The organism is Sporosarcina sp. FSL K6-1540, assembly GCF_038620285.1.
Classification (GTDB): Bacteria; Bacillota; Bacilli; order Bacillales_A; family Planococcaceae; genus Sporosarcina; species Sporosarcina psychrophila.
The window spans coordinates 1,759,074-1,778,836 of the sequence record NZ_CP152018.1; the positions used below are offsets into that span (position 1 = coordinate 1,759,074).

Here is a 19,763-nt window from a genome sequence, read left to right on the forward strand (position 1 = left end):
TGAAAGAGACGAATGATCGACGGACACTAGGCCGACACTGGCACCCAAATCCGCCGAGTACCTTAAGCTTTTCCACTCTTTTGCTGCCGTAGTGACGAGATAGGAGATGAGCACGGAAACCGTGCATTTACGGGCTGTTTCCACGTAATCAAATTCTTTTAAAATCGCTTGTAGTTCATCTTCTGAAAGAAAGTTTTAAATTAATGTTTGAAGAGTGATATTCTTATTCATGAGAGAAGCCTCTTTTCGTAAATGTTGGTGTGGTAACTTACATTTTACAAGAGGCACTCTCTTTTTGTATATATATTATTGGAATAACTTGGTTAATCAACACGCGTGATAAAAAGATATTCAATAGGAGATCTTTAAGTTTTTTCGTTACAGATTTTATCAACCTAGAATAAAATACGAATAATCACATTTGAGCCAATAGATTGACAATTAAAAAATAACCTAGTAATATACTAGTTGTATAAAAATTCTATTTAAGGAGGTTAATTCAATAAAATGAAAATTAAAATTAAAAAAGTAATATTTGCATCAGTTATAACTTTTGGACTAGTTGGGGCAACATTCGGTTCAGCCTCTAATGCGGAGGCATCAAGTTGTAGCAGTAAAAGTGCTCAAATTATTGTTTGTTGGGCTTAATTCACGTTAAATCAAAGTAGAAGCGGCTTTATAGTCTCTTCTTTTTTTGTTCCTTAATTTAATAATCTTCTATAATTAATATCTACCATCAAAAAATAAATACCAAGCAGTTCATCTAACCAAATGCGCAAACGAACGTTTAAATATTTGCGACGAGGCCCTCATAACCACCGTGGAAGAGTACATATTTTGTAAATAATCCGCCATTTTTATCCTTTGTGATATTTATGTCGTTTAGTATCGTATAGGTAAATGTTTTTATTAATCCCCGTCTAACCAAGGAATCGTTATACCCTACAGAATTCATTAATCGTTTGTGTACACTCACTCCCTCCTTTTTATTTACCATACAGCTATGTGTCAAAGATCGCCACGTCGCTGAATCGACTCATCTCTGTCGCGTCTTAAAGGGCGCCTTGCGCTTTTCTTGAATATAATTAGTAATCACATAATAATCTTGGCATATACATCTCAAAATTATATTTCTCTCGATAATGAACACCTTAGCGCAGGCACGGCGAAAGGCATCCCCAAAGAGCCAAGCGATCTAAAATCCACACCCCGAATTAAAACTCTCTCATTATTAGCGCCACAGCAGATTCAATGGGATTCTTTAATTCAACATATATAGTATAATCAAAATAATATATGTTTTTTGTATTGACATTCTATTCTGAAGTCTGTATTGTACTAGTTAACAACTAAATACGTAACTTTCTTATCCAGAGAGGTGTAGGGACTGGCCCGATGATACCTCAGCAACAGACTTTTAAAGTACTGTGCTAATTCCAGAAGCTTAAGTGTAATGCTTACAGCTTGGAGATGAGAAGAGCAAATAGCGAATTCGCAAAACCTCTTCTTGGAATTTAGAAGAGGTTTTTTATTTGTCTCTCACTTTCTAGAAACTAAAGTTACTAAAAAAAGAAAGAAGGAATATACCATGACAAATCAATCGACAACACTAACGAAAGCACCATTCAGAGCGGATCACGTTGGAAGTTTACTACGACCAGATAATTTGCATAAAGCACGCAAAGACTTCAAAGAAGGCATAGTTACTGCACAACAATTACGAGAAGTAGAAACACAGGAAATTAAACGGGTGGTTGATAAGCAAATCGAAGTTGGTTTGGAACTTGTAACAGATGGTGAATTTAGACGTACGTGGTGGCATTTAGACTTCTTGGAGCATTTGAACGGAATTGAAGGGTATGTGCCAGAGACTGGCTACGTATTTGATGGTATTGAAACAGAACGATATAACGTTCGAAACACAGGCAAGATTTCGTTTGACCCTAATCATCCATTCATTCAAGACTTTGTTGAGTTTAATGAAATCGTAGGCGGCCGTGCCGTTGCGAAACAAACGATTCCAAGTCCGAATCAGCTCTTTAATATCGGAATTCGTGATGAAACGATTTACCCTGACATTGAAGAATTTGCCAACGATGTTATTCAAGCATACAAAGATGCTTTGAAAGCATTTTACGAAGCTGGTGTACGCTACTTGCAGTTGGATGATGTCTATATTGCGGGGCTTTCTGCGCCGAATATCCCGTTTAACGACGGAGCCTATTCAAGAGAACAACTAATCGACTTGGCACTACGCGTCATTAATGGCGTTTTGGAAGACAAACCTGAAGATCTTTTCGTAACAACACACCTATGTCGTGGAAATTACCAATCGACGTGGGCGTTTGAGGGAAGCTACGCACTGATTGCACCCACACTTCTTGCAAAAGAAAAAGTGGATGGCTTCTTCCTTGAATATGATGACGAGCGTTCAGGAGACTTTAAACCGTTGGATCATGTGCCAAACGGCGGAGCGAAGGTTGTCCTTGGTGTTGTTACTTCGAAAAATGGAGAAGTGGAAGACAAGGATGCGGTCATTGCGCGTATTCAAGAAGCCGCACAATACGTGCCACTTGAACAACTATGCTTAAGTCCGCAATGCGGATTCGCTTCAACGCATCACGGCAATAAGCTAACAGAAGAGCAGCAATGGGAAAAGTTGAAATTCATTGTGGACGTGGCAAAGGAAGTTTGGGGTTAAACTGATAAACCGGAACAAGGCTCATATGCTTTGTTCCGGTTTATTTCTTATTCCACTGAAAATGGCACAGCAACGGATAATTCGTGCATGGGCTCGCCTGTTGAAATAAATGTTTTCACAAGACGGTATTCACCTGGAATCAGTGTCACGCCGAGCGCGTCAACCGAAAAATTCTGGCGTGCTTCACTGCCGGCTGACAACACGTTTCCATAGTCTTTGAAGGACGGGTTTTTTAAGAATACGGCATCTGAATACGTAATAATATACCACTGGCCATCTTTATTTACTTCAATATGATAAAATTCGCCCAACTGGTAATCGGATGAGCTATTATTTCGAACAAGCGTCTTAATGATGGATGGCGAACCGACGAATGAATCTTCGTCCAATACAAGTGATAAACCTTCTTCTGATGAAAACATTTCCTGGTCAGGCACGGGATCAGGCAGTGTAGAAACTGCGGGTTCTTTTCCGCAGGCGGAGAGGGGGAGTATAAGAACGATTGCAATTGACAGCAGTTTATGCATGATGGAAACACCTCCACTTCTAGCATATACCTTTAAGGGTGGATAAACCTTGATTGATATCAATAAATAGCTGTGGATAAGTTAATTCCCATGAAAATTCATTGATTGTTATCCACATGTGGGTAAAATATAATGTGTAAATGAAACTTATTTTCGTATAACAGAGAAAGGGGTGGAGTCAATGAGACAGGAAATACAAGAACGACAAATGGAATTGACGATGATACGTACTGAGCGCAACCGAGTGAAAAGGCGTCTTGAGGGCGCGGAGGTAAAACTTAAAGACGCGATTATACAACGTGATAACTTGCATGAAAAACTGACAAAAGAACAACAGGATGTAGTGAAGCTTGGCAAGTTTTCTTTTATGAATAAGATAAGTGAGTGGACAGGCAAGTGGGATGAAAAAGTGGAGAAGGAGATTTCAGAAGCAGCGGATGCGGAGCTCCATTATAATGAAGCAGAAAAAGTAGTGACGGACTTGGAAGCGGAAGCGATCCGATTACGTGAAGAGATTAAAAATCCAGACTTCGACTATATCGAGGAAGAGTGGGCGGATTTTCTGAAGGAAAAAGAGACGTGGATTCGATTCAATGACACAATTGCGAATGGGACGTTACAAAAAATAGCAGATGATAGAGTAAGACTGCGTTCAATGCTGCGTGAAATTGACGAAGCCTGCGATGCAGGTAACAAGGCAAATCGGGCACTCGATGCGGCGCTGGAGAAGCTTGGGGCGGCAGAAGGATTGTCGGTATGGGATACATTCCTTGGCGGTGGCTTGCTAGTATCGGCTCTTAAATACTCTGAAATTAATAGCTCCGATGATCTTGTCCATCGCGCGCAACGTGCCCTCCGCCATTTTGAGACGGAACTGATGGATGTCCAAAATGCCGCGACTGAATCATTCACGGTGAACAAAAGTGACATCTTTACATTTACAGATCTGTTTTTCGATAATATTTTTTCAGATTGGATGATTCATTCCCGCATTACAGACGCGAAAAGTAAGCTGAACGATGTGCTTCAAGATGTGCGCAAGGTTCAAGACCGACTTGCGAGGAAGCGTGATGAATTGCTGCATGAATTAGAGAGGCTAGATGTACAGGAGCGAGAAATTATTGAAGCGTAATGGATTGCAAAGGTAATTAGGACGATTGTCATGGCAATCGAAGAAACTATGAGGGCAATCCATGGAACAGTCATGGCAAGCGCTAACTGTGAGGGCAATGCGTCAAACTGTCATGGCAACCGAAGAAACTGTAAGGACAATCCGTGGAACAGTCATGGCAAGCGCAAACTGTGAGGGCAATGCGTCAAACTGTCATGGCAACCGAAGAAACTGTAAGGACAATCCGTGGAACAGTCATGGCAACCGCAAACTGTGAGGGCAATGCGTCAAACTGTCATGGCAACAGCTAAGACTATAAGTGAAAACCGAAAAACCACCTCATTCTTGAAACAGCAGGACGCAGCTTATGCATCCTGCTGCGCTATGAAACGAATTTTGAGCAACTTCCGTATTGCTTCATTCAAATTCCAAAAACTCAATTCGGTTGCCAAAAGGATCATGTGTAAAAAAGCGTGATCGCCCTTCGATTGGAAGTTCTTCACTAAACGGATAATTAGCTTCTTCCAACCGTAATTTCAATTGCTCCAGTGCATTCACTGTAAAACCGGGATGCGCTTTTTTCGCAGGCATGAAATCCTGCTGAATACCGATATGCACTTCTTGTGAGCCACAAAGGAACCAGCAACCCCCGCGCCCCTTCAAGTTTTCTGGTTTTGGAATCTCCTCCATACCGAGCAATTCCCCGTAAAACTTCCGTGCTTTATCTTCAGACTCGGGCGGCGCTGCAATTTGGATATGATCAATTCCTGTTAGAAACTTGCTCATTGCTCAACACTCCTCTGAACGTAATACCTTCAGTATAATCTCCATTCAGCTGTTTCACTAATACCATTTTCCGAGACTAGTACATAAGGAATCCTTATCAGCTTGAATGAAAGTGATTGATTTTCCCAATTGGTTAAATAATCGTATACTATAAATGAAGGAAGTGTGGGGAATGGATTACATACTTATATTTTTCATTGGAATGGCTGCGATGACACTTGGAACGCTTGCAGGTGGGGGTGGCCTGATTACGGTCCCGGCTATGTTGCTCATGGGTATCCCAATTCACTCTGTCCTTGGGGCTGGGAAGATTTCAACAACAGTTAGTTCGTTTTCTACTTTTATAACAGTCCTACTGAAAAAGCAGGTTACATTTAAAGAATCATTTTGGATTATACCTATATCACTTTTCGGTGGATTTACAGGTGGTTTTATAGCAACACGCTTGACGGAAAGTACAATGTACATTATAGCGGTTATTCTTCTTATCATTGCTTTTCTTACATCATTCCTTTCCAAAGTAGACTTCTCAGGGGAAGAAAGCTTAAGGCCGACGAAAGTAGCGATTCCGGGATTACTCGGAATTGGAATATACGATGGGATGTTTGGACCGGGGCAAGGCACTCTACTTCTGTATTTGTTCGGTCACTTACGAATTGCGTACATTCGGGCAATTGGCTTTGGCCGTCTTGCAACGTTTTCAAGTGGATTTGGTGCAGCCATCAGCTATATTGCCATGGGTAAGATTATTTGGCCAATTGCCTTTGTACTCATGGCCGGTTCCTTATCGGGCGCACAAATCGGTGTGCGACTTGCTGAAAGGTTGAATCCGGATCACGTTAAAATATTATTGCGCATTATCACGATAGCGTTGATCGTCCAGCTTATCGTCAATAGTTTTCTTTAACTAAAACACCTCATCCGCTTGAAAGGAAGAGGTGTTTTTTGAATGGGTGAATTTATCCCAACAAATCCCTTTACAACATCCTTGCATATAGTGTACTATTTAACTAATACACCGACATGTAGAGGGGGAACGCTGATGAAGCAGTGGAATGGATTGTTGAAAAAAGAATGGGTGACGTTGAAGTGGCCGTTACTCGTTAGTGCATTGCTTGGGATTATTGTAATGTCGTTTGTTCCACATCTAATAGCCAACATTTTTGGTCTTGAAGTACATGTTTTTGAAGTGGTGCTTGTTATCTGTTTTATTTGGGCGGGTGCAAGTGTATTAGCACCGGTTATTGCATTGTTTATTATGTTGGAAAGGGAAATAAAACGTCCGGATGTGTGGTTTCATTCGACGGCGTCCATTTTTAAATTGGTTGGAGCGAAAGCATTTTTTGCATCCCTTATTGGTGCTGTGGGATTGTTAATTCCAACACTGGTTCTTGCCGTTCAACACGTATTATTCAGCTCTACAATGGCTACATTTGATGATTTGTTTTTCTTTGGAAGTATTTTTATAGTCATGATTTTTGCAGTATCGATAATATTCATGAGTATCGGGTTTTTCTTCTGGGTCATAGACCGACTTATGAAGCCATATTTAAAGGGATTTTCAATTGTTGCTACGATTATTATATTCCTTGTTGCTTCTCGGCTATATAGTTTATTTGTCCTCTCCGAACTATATGAGAAACTAATTCTAATAGGCCCTATTGATTTAATGAAAATCAAAAATCCGAAAATTAATGTGGATTTTATTTACCTCGAGCATGCTGAAACTTTTTTTTACACGGGTGAAATTATATTCGATATTTTCTTCACGTTCATAATGTTCATTATTGCAGCTGTCCTTTTTGAGAAGAAAGTGAGGTTGTAGACCATATGAAAAAATGGAAAGGATTATTGCGAAAAGAATGGGCGCAAATGAAATGGAGACTTGTTATCTTTGTATTAATCACTAGTGTGATTCAATACTTGGGAGTAAATCGTATAGCTTATGGGTTGCCGGAAGACTTTTACGCTTCAATTCAACCGATGATTGCCCTTTGTTTCATGCTCCACTTGATTATGGCGGTATCGTTATTTTTCGATAGCCTTGGAAAGGAAATGGGGCGTCTAGACATTTGGCTTCATTCCCCAGCATCAATACGGCAGCTTGTTTACGCAAAGTTCTCACTCATTGTCCTAACTGTTGGCTGTTCGCTTTTGTTGTGCGGGACGATTGCAGCTATCTCCAATTACGCACGCGATGGGGCGGTTCCTCTTGTAGATGATCTGTTTTTATATCTTAGTGTGGGTGTTGTCATTTTGTTGAACGCTATTTATGTAATGGCAATCGTTTTTTTCTTCTGGTCGATATACCAAGTGTTTCGTTCCCATATTGGCTTGTTCTCAATCATCGTGATTATTGCCTTGGTCAACATATGGATCATTGGATGGGGATATGTCTGGTTTACGGAAACACTCCAACTAGTAATGGAAATGGGGCCAATGCACGGCCCGATTAAAACGGTAGATTTCTTAATGTTTAACAATTATATTGTCCCGAGCGGATCGATTTTAACAATCGGCAGTCTTATCCTCTACGGTTTGTTGACGGCACTCTATTTCGTTGCTGGAGCAATGTTGTTTGAAAAGAAAGTGAGGTTGTAATGATGGGCATAGATTTTCTTCCAGACAAACCAATTTATCAGCAGCTCATCGACCTGATTACGGGCGATATTATTCGTGGAACGCTGAATCCTGGGGAGAAATTGCCATCCGTTCGTGATTATGCTGTTGAAGCCGGTGTGAATGCCAATACGATGCAACGCGTCTATAAGGAGCTGGAGCAGATGGAAATCACCGACACGAAGAGGGGCCAGGGATCTTTTGTGACGGAAGATGAATTGAAGATCGCTATGCTTCGTAATGAAATGAAGGAACAGCTTGTGACGTCATTCATTCAAAGTGTTGAAGCGCTGGGTTTTACGACGACTGAAATGCTGCAGCACCTACAAGAACGGGGTGGAAAAGATGATTGAACTGAAGAATATAACGAAAAAGTACGGCCGGAGGAAAGCGCTTGAAGACCTTACGCTTTCCTTGCCGCAAGGAAAAATCATCGGCCTTGTCGGAGAGAATGGTAGTGGAAAAACGACGCTGTTGAAACTGATTTCTGGGTTAGTGACGCCGGATTCGGGAAGGGCAACGTTCAGCGGAAGTCGCATTACGCGCAAAGTGGCAAGCAATATTGCTTATATGCCAGACGCGGATCTATTCTATCCGTATTTTACGGTAGGTCAGCTTATTGAGTTTTATGAATCTCAGTTCGTTGATTTTAATCTGGCGAAAGCAAAAGAAATTGCGCAGTTTTTGAATTTATCTCTGGATTCGAAAATAAAAAATTTGTCAAAAGGGAACCGTGGACGTGTCAAAATTGCAGTGACTCTTGGGCGTGAAGCTGATTACTATTTGCTAGATGAACCGTTCTCCGGCCTGGATCCGATGGTGCGTGATGATATCGCGAAAGGGCTTATCCGTTTTACTGATCCGGAGCGACAAACCGTCCTTTTGTCGACGCATGAATTAAAAGAAGTGGAACCATTGCTCGATGAAATCGTAGTACTAAGAGGGGGACGAATAATCGCGCACGAAGCGGTTGACGTAATCCGCGATACGTACGGGAAAGATGCCACCTCGTGGATGGTGTCACTGTTTAGAAGAGAAGTATAAGTTTTTCAATATTGAACAGTGTCTAGTTCCAGGCGCCAGATGCTCGGGTCATAAGTCAGCCCAGCTACTCGGCAAAGGAATGCCGCTTGGGCCTGCAGGATGCAGGTCATGCAGTCGTTGCGACACGAAGTCGCGAACTTAGACTGCCTAACCTTTATCCGCCTTATGCCTGTCGCGGGCCTACAGGATGTAGGTCATGCAGCTGTTGCCACAGGAAGTGGCGTTCTTAAGCTGCGTTCATTTGTAATGGCGCCTTGCGCTTTTCATTAGGGAAGGAAGTTGACATGGAAATGAAACCGATAGTCGAATTGAAGAATTTATCGAAAACGATTGGCAAGAAAAAAATTATCGACAACTTGAGTTTGTCACTGTATCCGGGACAAATTACAGGATTCCTCGGTCCAAACGGGGCGGGGAAAACGACGACAATTCGTATGATGGTTGGACTGATGGAGGCGACGGGCGGAGATATCATCATCGACGGAAAATTACTTGCTGATGATTTTGAAGAGGGGCTTTCCAAAGTCGGCGTTATCGTTGAAAACCCGGAAATGTATAAGTTCATGTCCGGCTATAAAAACTTATTGCATTTTGCACGTATGCACGATGGCGTTACGAAGGCACGAATCGAAGAAGTTATTAACCAAGTGGGCATGCAGAACCGTATCCATGAAAAGGTCTCGACGTATTCACTTGGGATGAGGCAACGACTGGGGCTTGCGCAGGCACTTTTGCACCGTCCGAAGTTTCTGATCCTCGATGAGCCGACGAACGGACTGGATCCTGCGGGAATTCGCGAGTTCCGGACGTATCTCAAAATGATTGCGGAAGAAGAAGGTGTTTCTGTTTTTGTTTCGAGCCATATGCTGTCGGAAATTGAACTTATGTGTGACCGGATTGCGGTCATTCAGAATGGCAAACTAATTGATATTCGTGATATGACAGAGGAACAGGAATCGCATTATTATATTGAAGCATTCCCAGTGGAAACAGCGGAAAGTATGCTAAAAGCTGAAGGGTTCAATGTGGAAGCGCACAAAGAAGGATTTATCATCAATGCAGAGAAAACACAAATTCCAGGGCTCATCCAGCAGATTGCGGCACATGAGATGCAATTGTTTGCAGTTCAGCCACACCGCAAGACGCTCGAAGATCAATTCCTAGAAATGACTGGAGGTGGCCAGATTGCTGAAGCTCATACAAAATGAATGGATGAAACTATGGAGTAAAAAAGCAACTTGGATTATGACCGGTCTACTCGTTGTTGCGATTTTAGGAATGTTAGGTCTGACGAAATGGATCGACACGATGTCTAATTACGATGAACCAGATTGGAAAACATCTGTGCAAGGCGAATTGACCATTACAAAAGAGCAGCTCGGAACCACAACACTTGTGGACAGCGAACGGGAACGTCTAGAAGACAAAGAGAAAGTTCTTGAATACCGCCTTGCGAATTCAATAGAACCGCTGAACGGCAATAGTCGGGAAAGTATGATTATGAATTCAAGTGGTATCGGCTCCATCGCTGTTTTACTGACGGTTATTGTTGCTGCGGGGATTGTCGCTTCTGAATTTACGCAAGGAACGATTAAGATGTTATTATCCCGTCCTGTAAAGAGATGGAAAATATTAACGTCGAAGTATGTGACAGTCATCTTGTTCGGTATTCTACTTATGCTCATCGGGTTCATTGTATCTATACTTGGCGCATATCTCTTCTTCCAATCCGGCCAAGGGCAAGAACTTGTTTGGAATGGTAAAGAAGTTGTTGAAGTATCTGTTTGGGGGAAAGGGCTCTATATATTGCTCCTGTCATTCGGAAATGTTTTTGTGACAGCAACGTTTGCATTCATGATTGGTAGCGTCTTCCGTTCCAGCTCACTTGCAATCGGGCTATCATTATTCATCTACTTTATGGGCTCGACATTGGTTATGCTGCTGGCAAAATATGAAGTCGTGAAATACATTGTCTTTACGCATATGGATTTGACAATCTATGAAACGGACTTTCGGATTGTAGAAGGCATTACGATGTCGTTTTCACTCGCCGTTCTTGCAGTTTATATCGTGATCTTCCTCATTATCAGTTATACAACATTCATCAAACGCGATATAACCGCGTAACATGCAAAAAAAGCCCTCCGATAATGGAGGGCTTTTTTCATGTACTTATTTATGACTGCTGAATGTACGAATTAGACCTGCGATATTACCAACGAGTACGAATGCAAACAGTGCGAACATGATGTATATGAACCACATTGACTATCACTCCTTTTAGACAATAAATCCTGTTTCCATTATACCACCACTGAGATTGACAGGCAATGTTATCTAGGGCGTAGTGTTGCCAATTGTGGCGGATTGGTTGTTGGACTAAATCTGTTCCTGCTTGGTGAGTGATTATATTATCTACCTTGACCGAGTATATCCATGCTAAACCAATCATATATTTAGCCAATCGATCATATCCTGCTCCCGCCGAGCATATCCATTGCTAGACCAATCATATATTTAGCCAATCAATCATATCCGACTCCAACCGAGCATATCCGTTGCTAGACCAATCATATATTTATCAAACCGATCATATCCGACTCCAACCGAGCATATCCATGCTAAACCAATCATATATTTAGCCAATCGATCATATCCTGCTCCCGCCGAGCATATCCATTGCTAGACCAATCATAAATTTAGCCAATCGATCATATCCGGCTCTAACCGATCATATCTATTGCTAGACTAATCATATATTTAGCCAATCGATCATATCCATTGCTAAACCAATCATATATTTAGCCAATCAATCATATCCGACTCCAACCGAGCATATCCGTTGCTAGACCAATCATATATTTATCAAACCGATCATATCCAGCTCCCGCCGATCATATCCATTGCTAGACCAATCATATATTTAGCCAATCAATCATATCTGGCTTTAACCGATCATATCTATTGCTAGACCAATCATATATTTAGCCAATCAATCATATCTGGCCCTAACCGATCATATCTATTGCTAGACTAATCATATATTTAGCCAATCGATCATATCCTGCTCCCGCCGATCATATCCATTGCTAGACCAATCATATATTTAGCCAATCGATCATATCTGACTCCAACCGAGCATATCCATTGCTAGACCAATCATATATTTAGCCAATCAATCATATCTGGCTCTAACCGATCATATCTATTGCTAGACTAATCATATCTTTAGCAAATCGATCATATTCATTGCTAGACCAATCATAAATTTAGCAAACCGATCATATCCGGCTCCAACCGAGCATATCCATCTGCCAACCGATCATAAATAACCTCAAACCGATCAAATGCCTGACAATCTGTTGTTTGGAGGAAGATTTTTTGGCTTTTGATAATTGGAATCGTAGAACACTATCTCTCACTATAATCAAAAAAGGACAATCCCAACGTCGGGGTTGTCCTTTTTCAAAATAAATCTTAAAGTGTTTTTCCTTCTTTCAGCAAGTCGCGGATTTCTATGAGTAGCGCTTCTTTAGGGTCCACTTCAGGTACTGCTTCTTCAACTAGAGGTTCTTCCTTACGTTTAAACTTCGCCATCAGACGAATTACCATAAAAATTACAAATGCGACGATGAGAAAATCGAAAATCGATTGGAGGAAAACGCCGTATGTAACATCTGCTTCTCCGATTTTCTGATGCATACCTGAAAAGTCAATACCACCAGAAATTACTCCTATAAGCGGAGTGATAATATTTTCAACGAGTGAGGATACAATTTTACCGAATGCAGCACCAATTACAACCGCAATGGCGAGGTCGAATACGTTTCCTCTGAGTGCGAATTCTTTAAAGTCTTTTAGCATATTTTTCATTCCCTATCTATTCATAATTTCATAACACGGGTAAGCTGTAAAACGTTAATACCCTCTATGGAAACAGTATAAGTTAGTTCTATAGAACTTTAATGTAGATAAACGAAAGTTCCCTAACACATCCTATCATATTGATTACAGATTTACAAAAAGGGATACTGAGAATGTACCAATCCCTCTTTAACCCTCTTCGCCGTCAAGAGGAAACCAGCGATACACAGTTAAATCTACCTTTCCATCCTCATTAAATTTAATTCCTTCCACCTCGAGTAATCCCCGTTGATCAGACCCTTTGCTTTCCGCATTGGCGGGAGCTGAAATAGCGCCTTGCACATTGATGATTCGATGCCAAGGTAACTCATATTTTTTACTCATTGAATGCAATACCCGCACGACTTGTCTAGCACCGCGTGGACTTCCAGCTGCAGCTGCAACTTGGCCGTACGTCATGACATGGCCAGCAGGTATACCTTGGATGATTCTGATGACACGTTCTGTGAATAAATTCATAAACAACAGCCTCCTCGCGTTATTTTCATTGTACCAAAATCCGAATGAAACTAATTCCATTAACGTACGTATAGTTACAATAGAAGAGTTCGAAAATGGAAGGGATTGACTTGGATGAGCGAATTATTCGCAAAGCGCACAGGTATTGGGTTCGCGTTAAAAGGTGTCGGACTGGCTGTGATTGCATGGGGCATTATTCAGGGATTTATATTTATCATGACGTTCGGTGGGGTATTTTCGAATGGAATCGGGATAGGCAGTTTTCTGTATCCCATTTTCACATATTCTATTTGTGGGATTCTAATCATCGGATTCGGGGAGGTCATTGATTTATTGCAAAAGATTCATGACCAGAATGACCCAAAAGCGCAGGCATTACAGTCTATTGAAGATAACTCGGTCGCTATTGCTAACGCGTCAATCCCTTTATCCATCGCGCAGGAAATAAAAGATTATTACTCGACTAAAAACATCTGGGCCGACTCGATATCGCCTACGAGAACCAGTAATGTTTTCATTATAAAAATAAATGGGCGCACAGAGTACATTGAACTTGGAGGGCTTACGCCAAAAATACTTTCAGAGGAAGAAACAACCAGGTATTTTGGATAGATTGTAGTAAAGCTTTCCTAATCGGAGTTTAATACGATTTTTATGGGGATAGCGAGTTTTATAGTAGGTATTAAAGCAATTAAATCAAAAGAAAGCAGTTCCTTAAAATATATTGGAATTGGAATTATTTCGCTAATTATTATAGGCTATGTATTGCTAATTGTCATAGTTGGGGTAGGTGGTTTTGGAGCATAGTACTACCTTATGGGGATTTCCCAGGAAATGAATTAAAAAAGGCCAGTCTCTTCAACTGACTAGTCGTGCAGCTTAAATAGACAGCTTCACGTCATTCATCGACGTGAAACGGTCTTCTTAAGTTTGTTCTGAAAATACGCGTACGCTGAAATGGCAATCGTTACCCAAAGTGCACTTACTGCGTATCCTCCAACAATATCGCTTGGATAGTGGACGCCAAGGTAAATACGACTTGTGCCGATCATGATGATCATAACGGCAGTGAATAGAACAAGAACAACACGGCTCGTTGTTGTTTTTACATTACGCCAAGCGATATACGCAATAATTGCGTAAAGAGCGAATGCCATCATCGAATGACCACTAGGAAAGCTAAAGCCATTCGCGTCCATTATACGATGAATTTCCGGTCGTTCTCGCTTGAAATAAATTTTGAGCGCGCTGTTTAACAAGACGGTTCCGGCAATCACAGCAATCAGTAGAAACGCCTGATGACGGTAGCGCAGTACAAAGTATAGAACGATAAATCCGATCAAGGCAATTGGAGCAACGACGTAACCTGAACCAATCCACGTAAACACTTTCATAATAGATGTCAGCCATGGTGCTTCCAGTCCTTGGACAAATCCAATAACATCAGTATCGAAATGTACAATCGATTCATTCCCGACAGCGGCAGCGATATATCCAAAAGCTATACCGAAGAAGATGCAAAGAACAAATGCTACTAGAAGACGAAATGATAGTTCACGCACTGAATGCACTCCTTTCAATTAACTATAATTGTATACTACTTCTAAGTGAAAACGACAAAGAATAATCATGACGGACAAGTTGAAAAGTTTTTATAAAAGTTCAAGAAAGATGCTACACTAGAAAGAACCTATCATTTACCATAAAGGATCGATTATGACACTCATACTTTTAGTAGTTGGCTCGTACATATTGGGAAATGTGCTGACAGGCTCGATTATTAGTAATTTCTTTTTTAAGAAGAATATACGAATAGAAGGAAGCGGAAATCCTGGAGCGCGTAATGCCGGGAGGGTGCTTGGCAAAAAAGCATTCGTTGCGACATTCATCGGAGACGCATTGAAGGGGGCACTGGCTATTTTCGTTGCCAAGTGGCTTGGATTCGGAGTGGTCGTAGAACTTTGTGCGCTATTCGCTGTGACTTTGGGACATGTGTATCCACTATTCTTGAAGTTTCGTGGCGGGATGGGAGTATCCACTTTCATAGGCGGTATGCTTGCATTCAATCCACTACTGTTTGCTGTGTTTGTGGGCTTATTCTTCGTATTCTATCCGTGCCTAAAAAGCTTCACATTAGCCGGACTAACTGCGGTCCTATTGATGCCGATTTTAGTACTAGCATTTTCATATGGAATTCCTGTATTCATAGCAGCCTGCTTATTATCGCTACTTCTTTTATTTACACATCGAGCTGACTTGAAGCAGAAACTTATGCCAGAAAAGGGTTGATAGAATGAGTTTTATTTATAAAATTGCAGAAACGGCTTTGGAATTCGAACAGATTCATGAGTTAAATTACCGTACGTTTGCCGAGGAGATTCCGCAGCATGACCAAAACGAATCAAGAAAGCTTGTCGACAAATTTCATGATGAAAATACATATATAATTTGCAAGAAAGATAATCGGGTCGTCGGAATGATCGCGATACGAAGTGAACGTCCATTCTCGCTCGATGGAAAAATTGGTCCAGTTGAACATCACTTACCGTTTCAATCCAAAAACCCTGTAGAAATCAGGCTTCTTGCGATTGAACAGGACTATCGGAATGGCAGGGCATTTCTTGGCCTTACCCAGGCGTTAGTCCAATATTGCCTTAAAGCGGGCTATGATGCTGCGCTCATCTCGGGAACGGTTCGAGAACAGAAATTATATGGACAACTAGGGTTTTTACCATTTGCACAATTGACGGGGACAGCGGAAGCCGCCTTCCAGCCGATGTATTTGACGAAAGAAACATTTAAAGCGGGCATTGCGGGAAGGATTTCAAAACCACTCGTCAATTTCCTACCAGGTCCTGCAACAATTTCTGAAGACGTAAGAAAGGCCATGATGACAGAACCATTCTCACATCGCTCATCTGAATTTGAAAGTGTTTTGCAACGCGTGAAGGACAAGCTGACCGCGCTGACTGGTGCAAAGTACGTCCAACTTCTTCAAGGGACAGGTACGCTTGCGAATGACGTTGTTGCGGCTCAGTTAAGTATGCACAGTGGTAAAGGTCTTATACTTGTGAACGGGGAATTTGGCTTGAGACTCACTGATCATGCCCAGCGTTTTGGAATGGGGTTTGACACAATGGAAATCGAGTGGGGGACCCCTTTCGATGCCGATGAAATTGAAGCTGCATTATGCTCGGGTCGCTACAGTTGGTTATGGGTTGTCCATTGCGAAACGTCGACGGGTGTGCTGAACGATTTGAATTCATTCAAAAAGTTCTGTTCACAATTCGGTATTACACTCGCTGTGGATTGTGTGAGTGCGATTGGGACAACAGCAGTTGATCTCACTGGAGTTGCTTATGCAACAGGTGTCAGTGGCAAAGGACTATTAAGTTATACAGGTCTATCTTTCGTATTTCATAATGAAGAAATCGCCGAAAATGATAACTTGCCGCGCTATTTGGACTTAGGTACTTATGCAGCAGCACGAGGGATTCCGTATACCCAGTCATCCAACTTGGTATCTGTGCTCGACACGGCTTTACTGACATTTGAGCATCCGGCAGAAGTCTTTGCGGCTATTTCAAACCGTGCGCGTAAAGTCAGGAACGCCGTTGAACAGGCAGGTTTGACAATTTTGGCGTCGGAGAAATATGCTGCAGATGCAATTGTTACGATTGCTTTACCGAAAGGTTTATCCGCAATGCAGCTGGGGGATAACCTGTTTTTGAATGGTTTCAATGTTCATTACGAGAGCGCTTATTTACGCGAAAGAAATTGGCTTCAAATTTCATGTATGAACAATGTAGCGGAAAAAGAGTTAAACAGAATGCTTGAACTGCTCTCTTGGTTAACATCCGTAGATGAGCAAGTGTTTACGACTAACTCTAACGGGAAAACATATTAAATAGAAGGAGCTGATGATCATGAAAGAATTACGCACTGTTAATGAGTGGTATGACGTATTGGAACAATCGAAAGAGAATCCTTTGTTCGTTTTAAAACATAGTACGACATGTCCAGTTAGTGCAGCAGCCTACAATGCATTTGAGTCATCCGCAGAGGAGGTACCGAAATACTTTCTTAAAGTACAGGAAAGTCGGCCCGTTTCCAATGAAATCGAAAGTAATCTGCACGTTGAACACCAATCGCCGCAACTGTTTTTATTGAAAGACGGTGCAGCAGTCTGGCAGGCGACTCATTACTCGATTAGCGGCCCCCAGATTAAAAAAGCAGTGGAAAACTACAGAAGTTAATAATGTGGAACAGGTACTCCATTCGAGGGGTATCTGTTTTTTATTGTCTAGGAAATTATACAATCTCGTCCTGTATGAGGCTTTCCAGGAGAGATTGAGCTGCATCCTTACTATTAGATAGGGTTGAACAAACGCTTGCGCTTATGTTCTTGGAAATTTCCTTATGGCGTGCTAATAAATATGGTAATATAAGAGTTATTAAAATAGTCTATTAAATCATAAGCGAAAGTAGGTTCTTTACATGCGTTTACAATATAAAACAGTGGTCATAACAGGTGGAGCAAATGGAATTGGTGCAGTCGCTGCCAAGCTTTTTGGGAAAAATGGAGCACAGATTGCTATCGTTGATTTTGATAAAAAGGCTGGAGAGGCGAAAGCGCAACAACTGCATGAATTGGGAATCGAGGCCGCTTTCTTCCAGGCGGATGTGTCCGATAGTGAAAATGTCAAAGAGATGGCCACAAAAGTGATTGAACAGTTTGGCAAAGTGGATATCCTCATTAACAATGCTGGTATTACAAAAGATGCGATGATGCTGAAGCTTGAAGTGGATGACTTTAAGCGAGTGATTGACGTGAACTTGACGGGTGTTTTTAATTGTACGCAAGCGTTCCTTCCGACAATGCTTAGCCAAGGGAAAGGGAAAATCATTAATACGTCTTCGATTGCGGGAACGGGTGGTAACATCGGTCAAACGAATTATGCCGCAGCAAAAGCGGGCGTCATTGGTATGACAAGAACGTGGGCGAAGGAATTTGGTCGACAGGGCATCAATGTAAACGCTGTCGCTCCCGGTTTCATCGAAACAGATATGATTGATACGATTCCAGAAAAGATCTTAGGGCAAATTAAGATGATGACGCCGTATACTCGACTTGGTACGCCAGAAGACGTAGCGAATGCTTATCTGTTTTTAGCTTCCGATGAATCTGATTTTATTAACGGGACCGTCCTAGAAGTAGATGGTGGTATGTTGAAATGACGGTGAAGGAAAAGAGATGGGGCGTGAAACCGAATGCTATTTTCAACCTATCCCTTTTTCTAGCTGCAGTTGCTTTGTCTCTCACCGCAGAAAAAGTGGAGATTGAATCACAGCATTTCTACTTCGGCCTTTTCTTATTTTGGTTATTTTCGATATTGTATAATCATTTACAAACCTGGACGAAAACAGGGAAACTTAATATTGAATATGGCATCAGTTATGGCTTGGCATTCGTTCTTTTTGCTGGTCCATATGGTGTATTTCTCTATCAGGTCGTATACAGGACGTCTGTCTATCTGCTTAGGAAAATAAAGAATGAAAAACGCTCAGATTCAGTCATTGATACACTGTACAATATCGGGGCGTTCACGTTGTCAAATGTGGCAGGGTATTATTTGTTTTACGCATTCATCCCTTATTTTACCCCGTTCCCATTTGGCTTCTGGTTGCTCATCCTTTTACTCAATGGCATAACGATGTATATATCGGATTTGACGTTATTAACTTTGCTGTACTTGGAAAAAAGTATTCAAACCCGTCAAGCTGCATGGGCGTTCCTAAAGGATCGGAGTATACTTGATCTTTGGAAAACGGGTTTTACAAATGCCCTGCTATTCGTTTTTCTGATAGAAGGACGATGGGAATCACTCATCGCACTGTTCATGCTGAATTACATCGTCAGTCGTTCGTTTGTATTGAAGTCGCAAAATATGCAAGACAAATTGGAGCGCAACCAATTTGAAGAAATGGCATACACAGATTTCCTGACAGGGGCTAGAAATCGGGCGTTCATGGATAAACAAATGGGACAGCCTAAATTGTACGATGCACCATTCGGGGTAGTCGTATGCGATATCGACCAGTTCAAAAAGGTGAATGATACGTTCAATCACGCGGTCGGTGATACCGTAATCATCCATTTTGCAAAGCTGCTGCAGGGTCATCTAGAAAAAGATGATTGCCTGTTCCGGACGGGTGGTGAAGAATTCACGCTCTTTATACGCAATCGTAACTATGACGGGGTAAAGGAACTTGTCGAAAGTTTGCGTCTGGAAGTGGAAAGAAGTTTTGTAGAAGCTGAGTTCAAAGGCGAGCCACAACATATCTCATATACTGCTTCGTTCGGCCTTTTCTACAAGCGTTTTACAGATCATACAAGCATCGAAAAGGGCCATACATATGCAGATGACTTATTGTTCGACTCAAAACGGACAGGGCGTAATCGTGTGACTGCTGAAGATGGTAGTTAAATAAGGACAATATAAGAAGGGCTTAACCCGGAAATCTAGGTTAAGCCCTTTTGTATCGAAAATCTATCCTTGTGAATTAATTCACAATAAGTGACACCTGTCAT

General features: G+C 41.5%; 22 protein-coding genes and 1 riboswitch. Of the genes, 17 read left to right on the top strand and 5 right to left on the bottom strand.

What is annotated here, in order from left to right:
* Positions 1-507 precede the first annotated feature (507 nt).
* Positions 508-648, top strand: a complete 141-nt coding sequence (locus tag MKY15_RS07995; RefSeq protein ID WP_342539363.1) for a hypothetical protein — start codon at positions 508-510, stop codon at positions 646-648.
* 715 nt (positions 649-1,363) lie between these two features.
* A riboswitch (SAM riboswitch) is annotated at positions 1,364-1,477 on the top strand.
* A gap of 111 nt (positions 1,478-1,588) precedes the next feature.
* A complete protein-coding gene (locus MKY15_RS08000) occupies positions 1,589-2,701 on the top strand; it encodes a 5-methyltetrahydropteroyltriglutamate--homocysteine S-methyltransferase (protein WP_342539364.1) in 1,113 nt (370 codons plus the stop codon).
* Between the two features lie 47 nt (positions 2,702-2,748).
* Here MKY15_RS08000 and MKY15_RS08005 read toward each other — a convergent pair whose 3' ends face one another.
* Positions 2,749-3,228 (bottom strand): immunoglobulin-like domain-containing protein, encoded by a 480-nt coding sequence (locus MKY15_RS08005; protein WP_342539365.1) that lies wholly within the window; start codon positions 3,226-3,228, stop codon positions 2,749-2,751.
* Between the two features lie 181 nt (positions 3,229-3,409).
* Here MKY15_RS08005 and MKY15_RS08010 point away from each other — a divergent pair, with 181 nt between their 5' ends.
* Together MKY15_RS08010 and MKY15_RS08015 are read left to right on the top strand one after the other, a co-directional pair.
* A complete protein-coding gene (locus tag MKY15_RS08010) occupies positions 3,410-4,360 on the top strand; it encodes a hypothetical protein (protein WP_342539366.1) in 951 nt (316 codons plus the stop codon).
* A 61-nt stretch (positions 4,361-4,421) separates the two neighbouring features.
* A complete protein-coding gene (locus MKY15_RS08015; RefSeq protein WP_342539367.1) occupies positions 4,422-4,616 on the top strand; it encodes a hypothetical protein in 195 nt (64 codons plus the stop codon).
* A 140-nt stretch (positions 4,617-4,756) separates the two neighbouring features.
* Here the strand turns inward: MKY15_RS08015 and MKY15_RS08020 are convergent, their stop codons facing one another.
* Positions 4,757-5,125: a VOC family protein gene (locus tag MKY15_RS08020; RefSeq protein WP_067204336.1), complete on the bottom strand. Its 369-nt coding sequence runs from the start codon at positions 5,123-5,125 to the stop codon at positions 4,757-4,759.
* A gap of 172 nt (positions 5,126-5,297) precedes the next feature.
* On the opposite strand from MKY15_RS08020, the gene MKY15_RS08025 reads away from it, so the two are divergent.
* The 7 genes from MKY15_RS08025 (at position 5,298) to MKY15_RS08055 (ending at position 10,915) form a co-directional block, all read left to right on the top strand.
* Positions 5,298-6,032: a sulfite exporter TauE/SafE family protein gene (locus MKY15_RS08025; RefSeq protein WP_342539368.1), complete on the top strand. Its 735-nt coding sequence runs from the start codon at positions 5,298-5,300 to the stop codon at positions 6,030-6,032.
* Between the two features lie 135 nt (positions 6,033-6,167).
* Positions 6,168-6,950 (top strand): hypothetical protein, encoded by a 783-nt coding sequence (locus tag MKY15_RS08030; protein WP_067204342.1) that lies wholly within the window; start codon positions 6,168-6,170, stop codon positions 6,948-6,950.
* Between the two features lie 5 nt (positions 6,951-6,955).
* On the top strand, positions 6,956-7,726 hold the full coding sequence (locus tag MKY15_RS08035; RefSeq protein ID WP_342539369.1) for a hypothetical protein: 771 nt from the start codon (positions 6,956-6,958) through the stop codon (positions 7,724-7,726).
* Between the two features lie 2 nt (positions 7,727-7,728).
* Positions 7,729-8,097 (top strand): GntR family transcriptional regulator, encoded by a 369-nt coding sequence (locus MKY15_RS08040; protein ID WP_067204348.1) that lies wholly within the window; start codon positions 7,729-7,731, stop codon positions 8,095-8,097.
* Complete coding sequence (locus tag MKY15_RS08045) at positions 8,090-8,788, top strand: ABC transporter ATP-binding protein (protein WP_342539370.1); 699 nt, start codon at positions 8,090-8,092, stop codon at positions 8,786-8,788. Before MKY15_RS08040 ends, MKY15_RS08045 begins: the two co-directional genes overlap by 8 nt.
* A gap of 284 nt (positions 8,789-9,072) precedes the next feature.
* Entirely contained in the window at positions 9,073-9,996 is a 924-nt protein-coding gene (locus tag MKY15_RS08050; RefSeq protein ID WP_342539371.1) for an ABC transporter ATP-binding protein, read from the top strand.
* A complete protein-coding gene (locus MKY15_RS08055; RefSeq protein WP_231885752.1) occupies positions 9,965-10,915 on the top strand; it encodes an ABC transporter permease in 951 nt (316 codons plus the stop codon). The genes MKY15_RS08050 and MKY15_RS08055 overlap by 32 nt, the downstream gene beginning before the upstream one ends.
* A 1,350-nt stretch (positions 10,916-12,265) precedes the next feature.
* Here MKY15_RS08055 and mscL read toward each other — a convergent pair.
* On the bottom strand, positions 12,266-12,652 hold the full coding sequence (gene mscL / locus MKY15_RS08060) for a large conductance mechanosensitive channel protein MscL (RefSeq protein WP_340741183.1): 387 nt from the start codon (positions 12,650-12,652) through the stop codon (positions 12,266-12,268).
* Positions 12,653-12,841: 189 nt separating this feature from the next.
* Positions 12,842-13,171 carry an MGMT family protein gene (locus MKY15_RS08065; RefSeq protein WP_342539372.1) on the bottom strand — a complete coding sequence of 110 codons (330 nt, stop codon included), beginning with the start codon at positions 13,169-13,171 and terminating at the stop codon, positions 12,842-12,844.
* Between the two features lie 114 nt (positions 13,172-13,285).
* Here MKY15_RS08065 and MKY15_RS08070 point away from each other — a divergent pair, with 114 nt between their 5' ends.
* Positions 13,286-13,783 (top strand): hypothetical protein, encoded by a 498-nt coding sequence (locus tag MKY15_RS08070; protein WP_342539373.1) that lies wholly within the window; start codon positions 13,286-13,288, stop codon positions 13,781-13,783.
* Between the two features lie 290 nt (positions 13,784-14,073).
* Here MKY15_RS08070 and MKY15_RS08075 read toward each other — a convergent pair whose 3' ends face one another.
* Complete coding sequence (locus tag MKY15_RS08075; RefSeq protein WP_342539374.1) at positions 14,074-14,733, bottom strand: phosphatase PAP2 family protein; 660 nt, start codon at positions 14,731-14,733, stop codon at positions 14,074-14,076.
* Positions 14,734-14,887: 154 nt separating this feature from the next.
* On the opposite strand from MKY15_RS08075, the gene MKY15_RS08080 reads away from it, so the two are divergent.
* From MKY15_RS08080 to MKY15_RS08100, 5 genes are all read left to right on the top strand, one after another.
* A complete protein-coding gene (locus MKY15_RS08080; RefSeq protein ID WP_342539375.1) occupies positions 14,888-15,460 on the top strand; it encodes a glycerol-3-phosphate acyltransferase in 573 nt (190 codons plus the stop codon).
* Positions 15,461-15,464: 4 nt separating this feature from the next.
* Entirely contained in the window at positions 15,465-17,078 is a 1,614-nt protein-coding gene (locus tag MKY15_RS08085; protein ID WP_342539376.1) for an aminotransferase class V-fold PLP-dependent enzyme, read from the top strand.
* Positions 17,079-17,097: 19 nt separating this feature from the next.
* Entirely contained in the window at positions 17,098-17,427 is a 330-nt protein-coding gene (gene ytxJ / locus MKY15_RS08090) for a bacillithiol system redox-active protein YtxJ (RefSeq protein WP_342539377.1), read from the top strand.
* 241 nt (positions 17,428-17,668) lie between these two features.
* Entirely contained in the window at positions 17,669-18,409 is a 741-nt protein-coding gene (fabG, locus tag MKY15_RS08095; protein ID WP_187046355.1) for a 3-oxoacyl-ACP reductase FabG, read from the top strand.
* The gene (locus MKY15_RS08100) at positions 18,406-19,659 is read left to right on the top strand and encodes a GGDEF domain-containing protein (RefSeq protein WP_342539378.1); all 1,254 of its coding nucleotides are present in this window, start codon (positions 18,406-18,408) and stop codon (positions 19,657-19,659) included. Before fabG ends, MKY15_RS08100 begins: the two co-directional genes overlap by 4 nt.
* Positions 19,660-19,763: the final 104 nt, after the last annotated feature.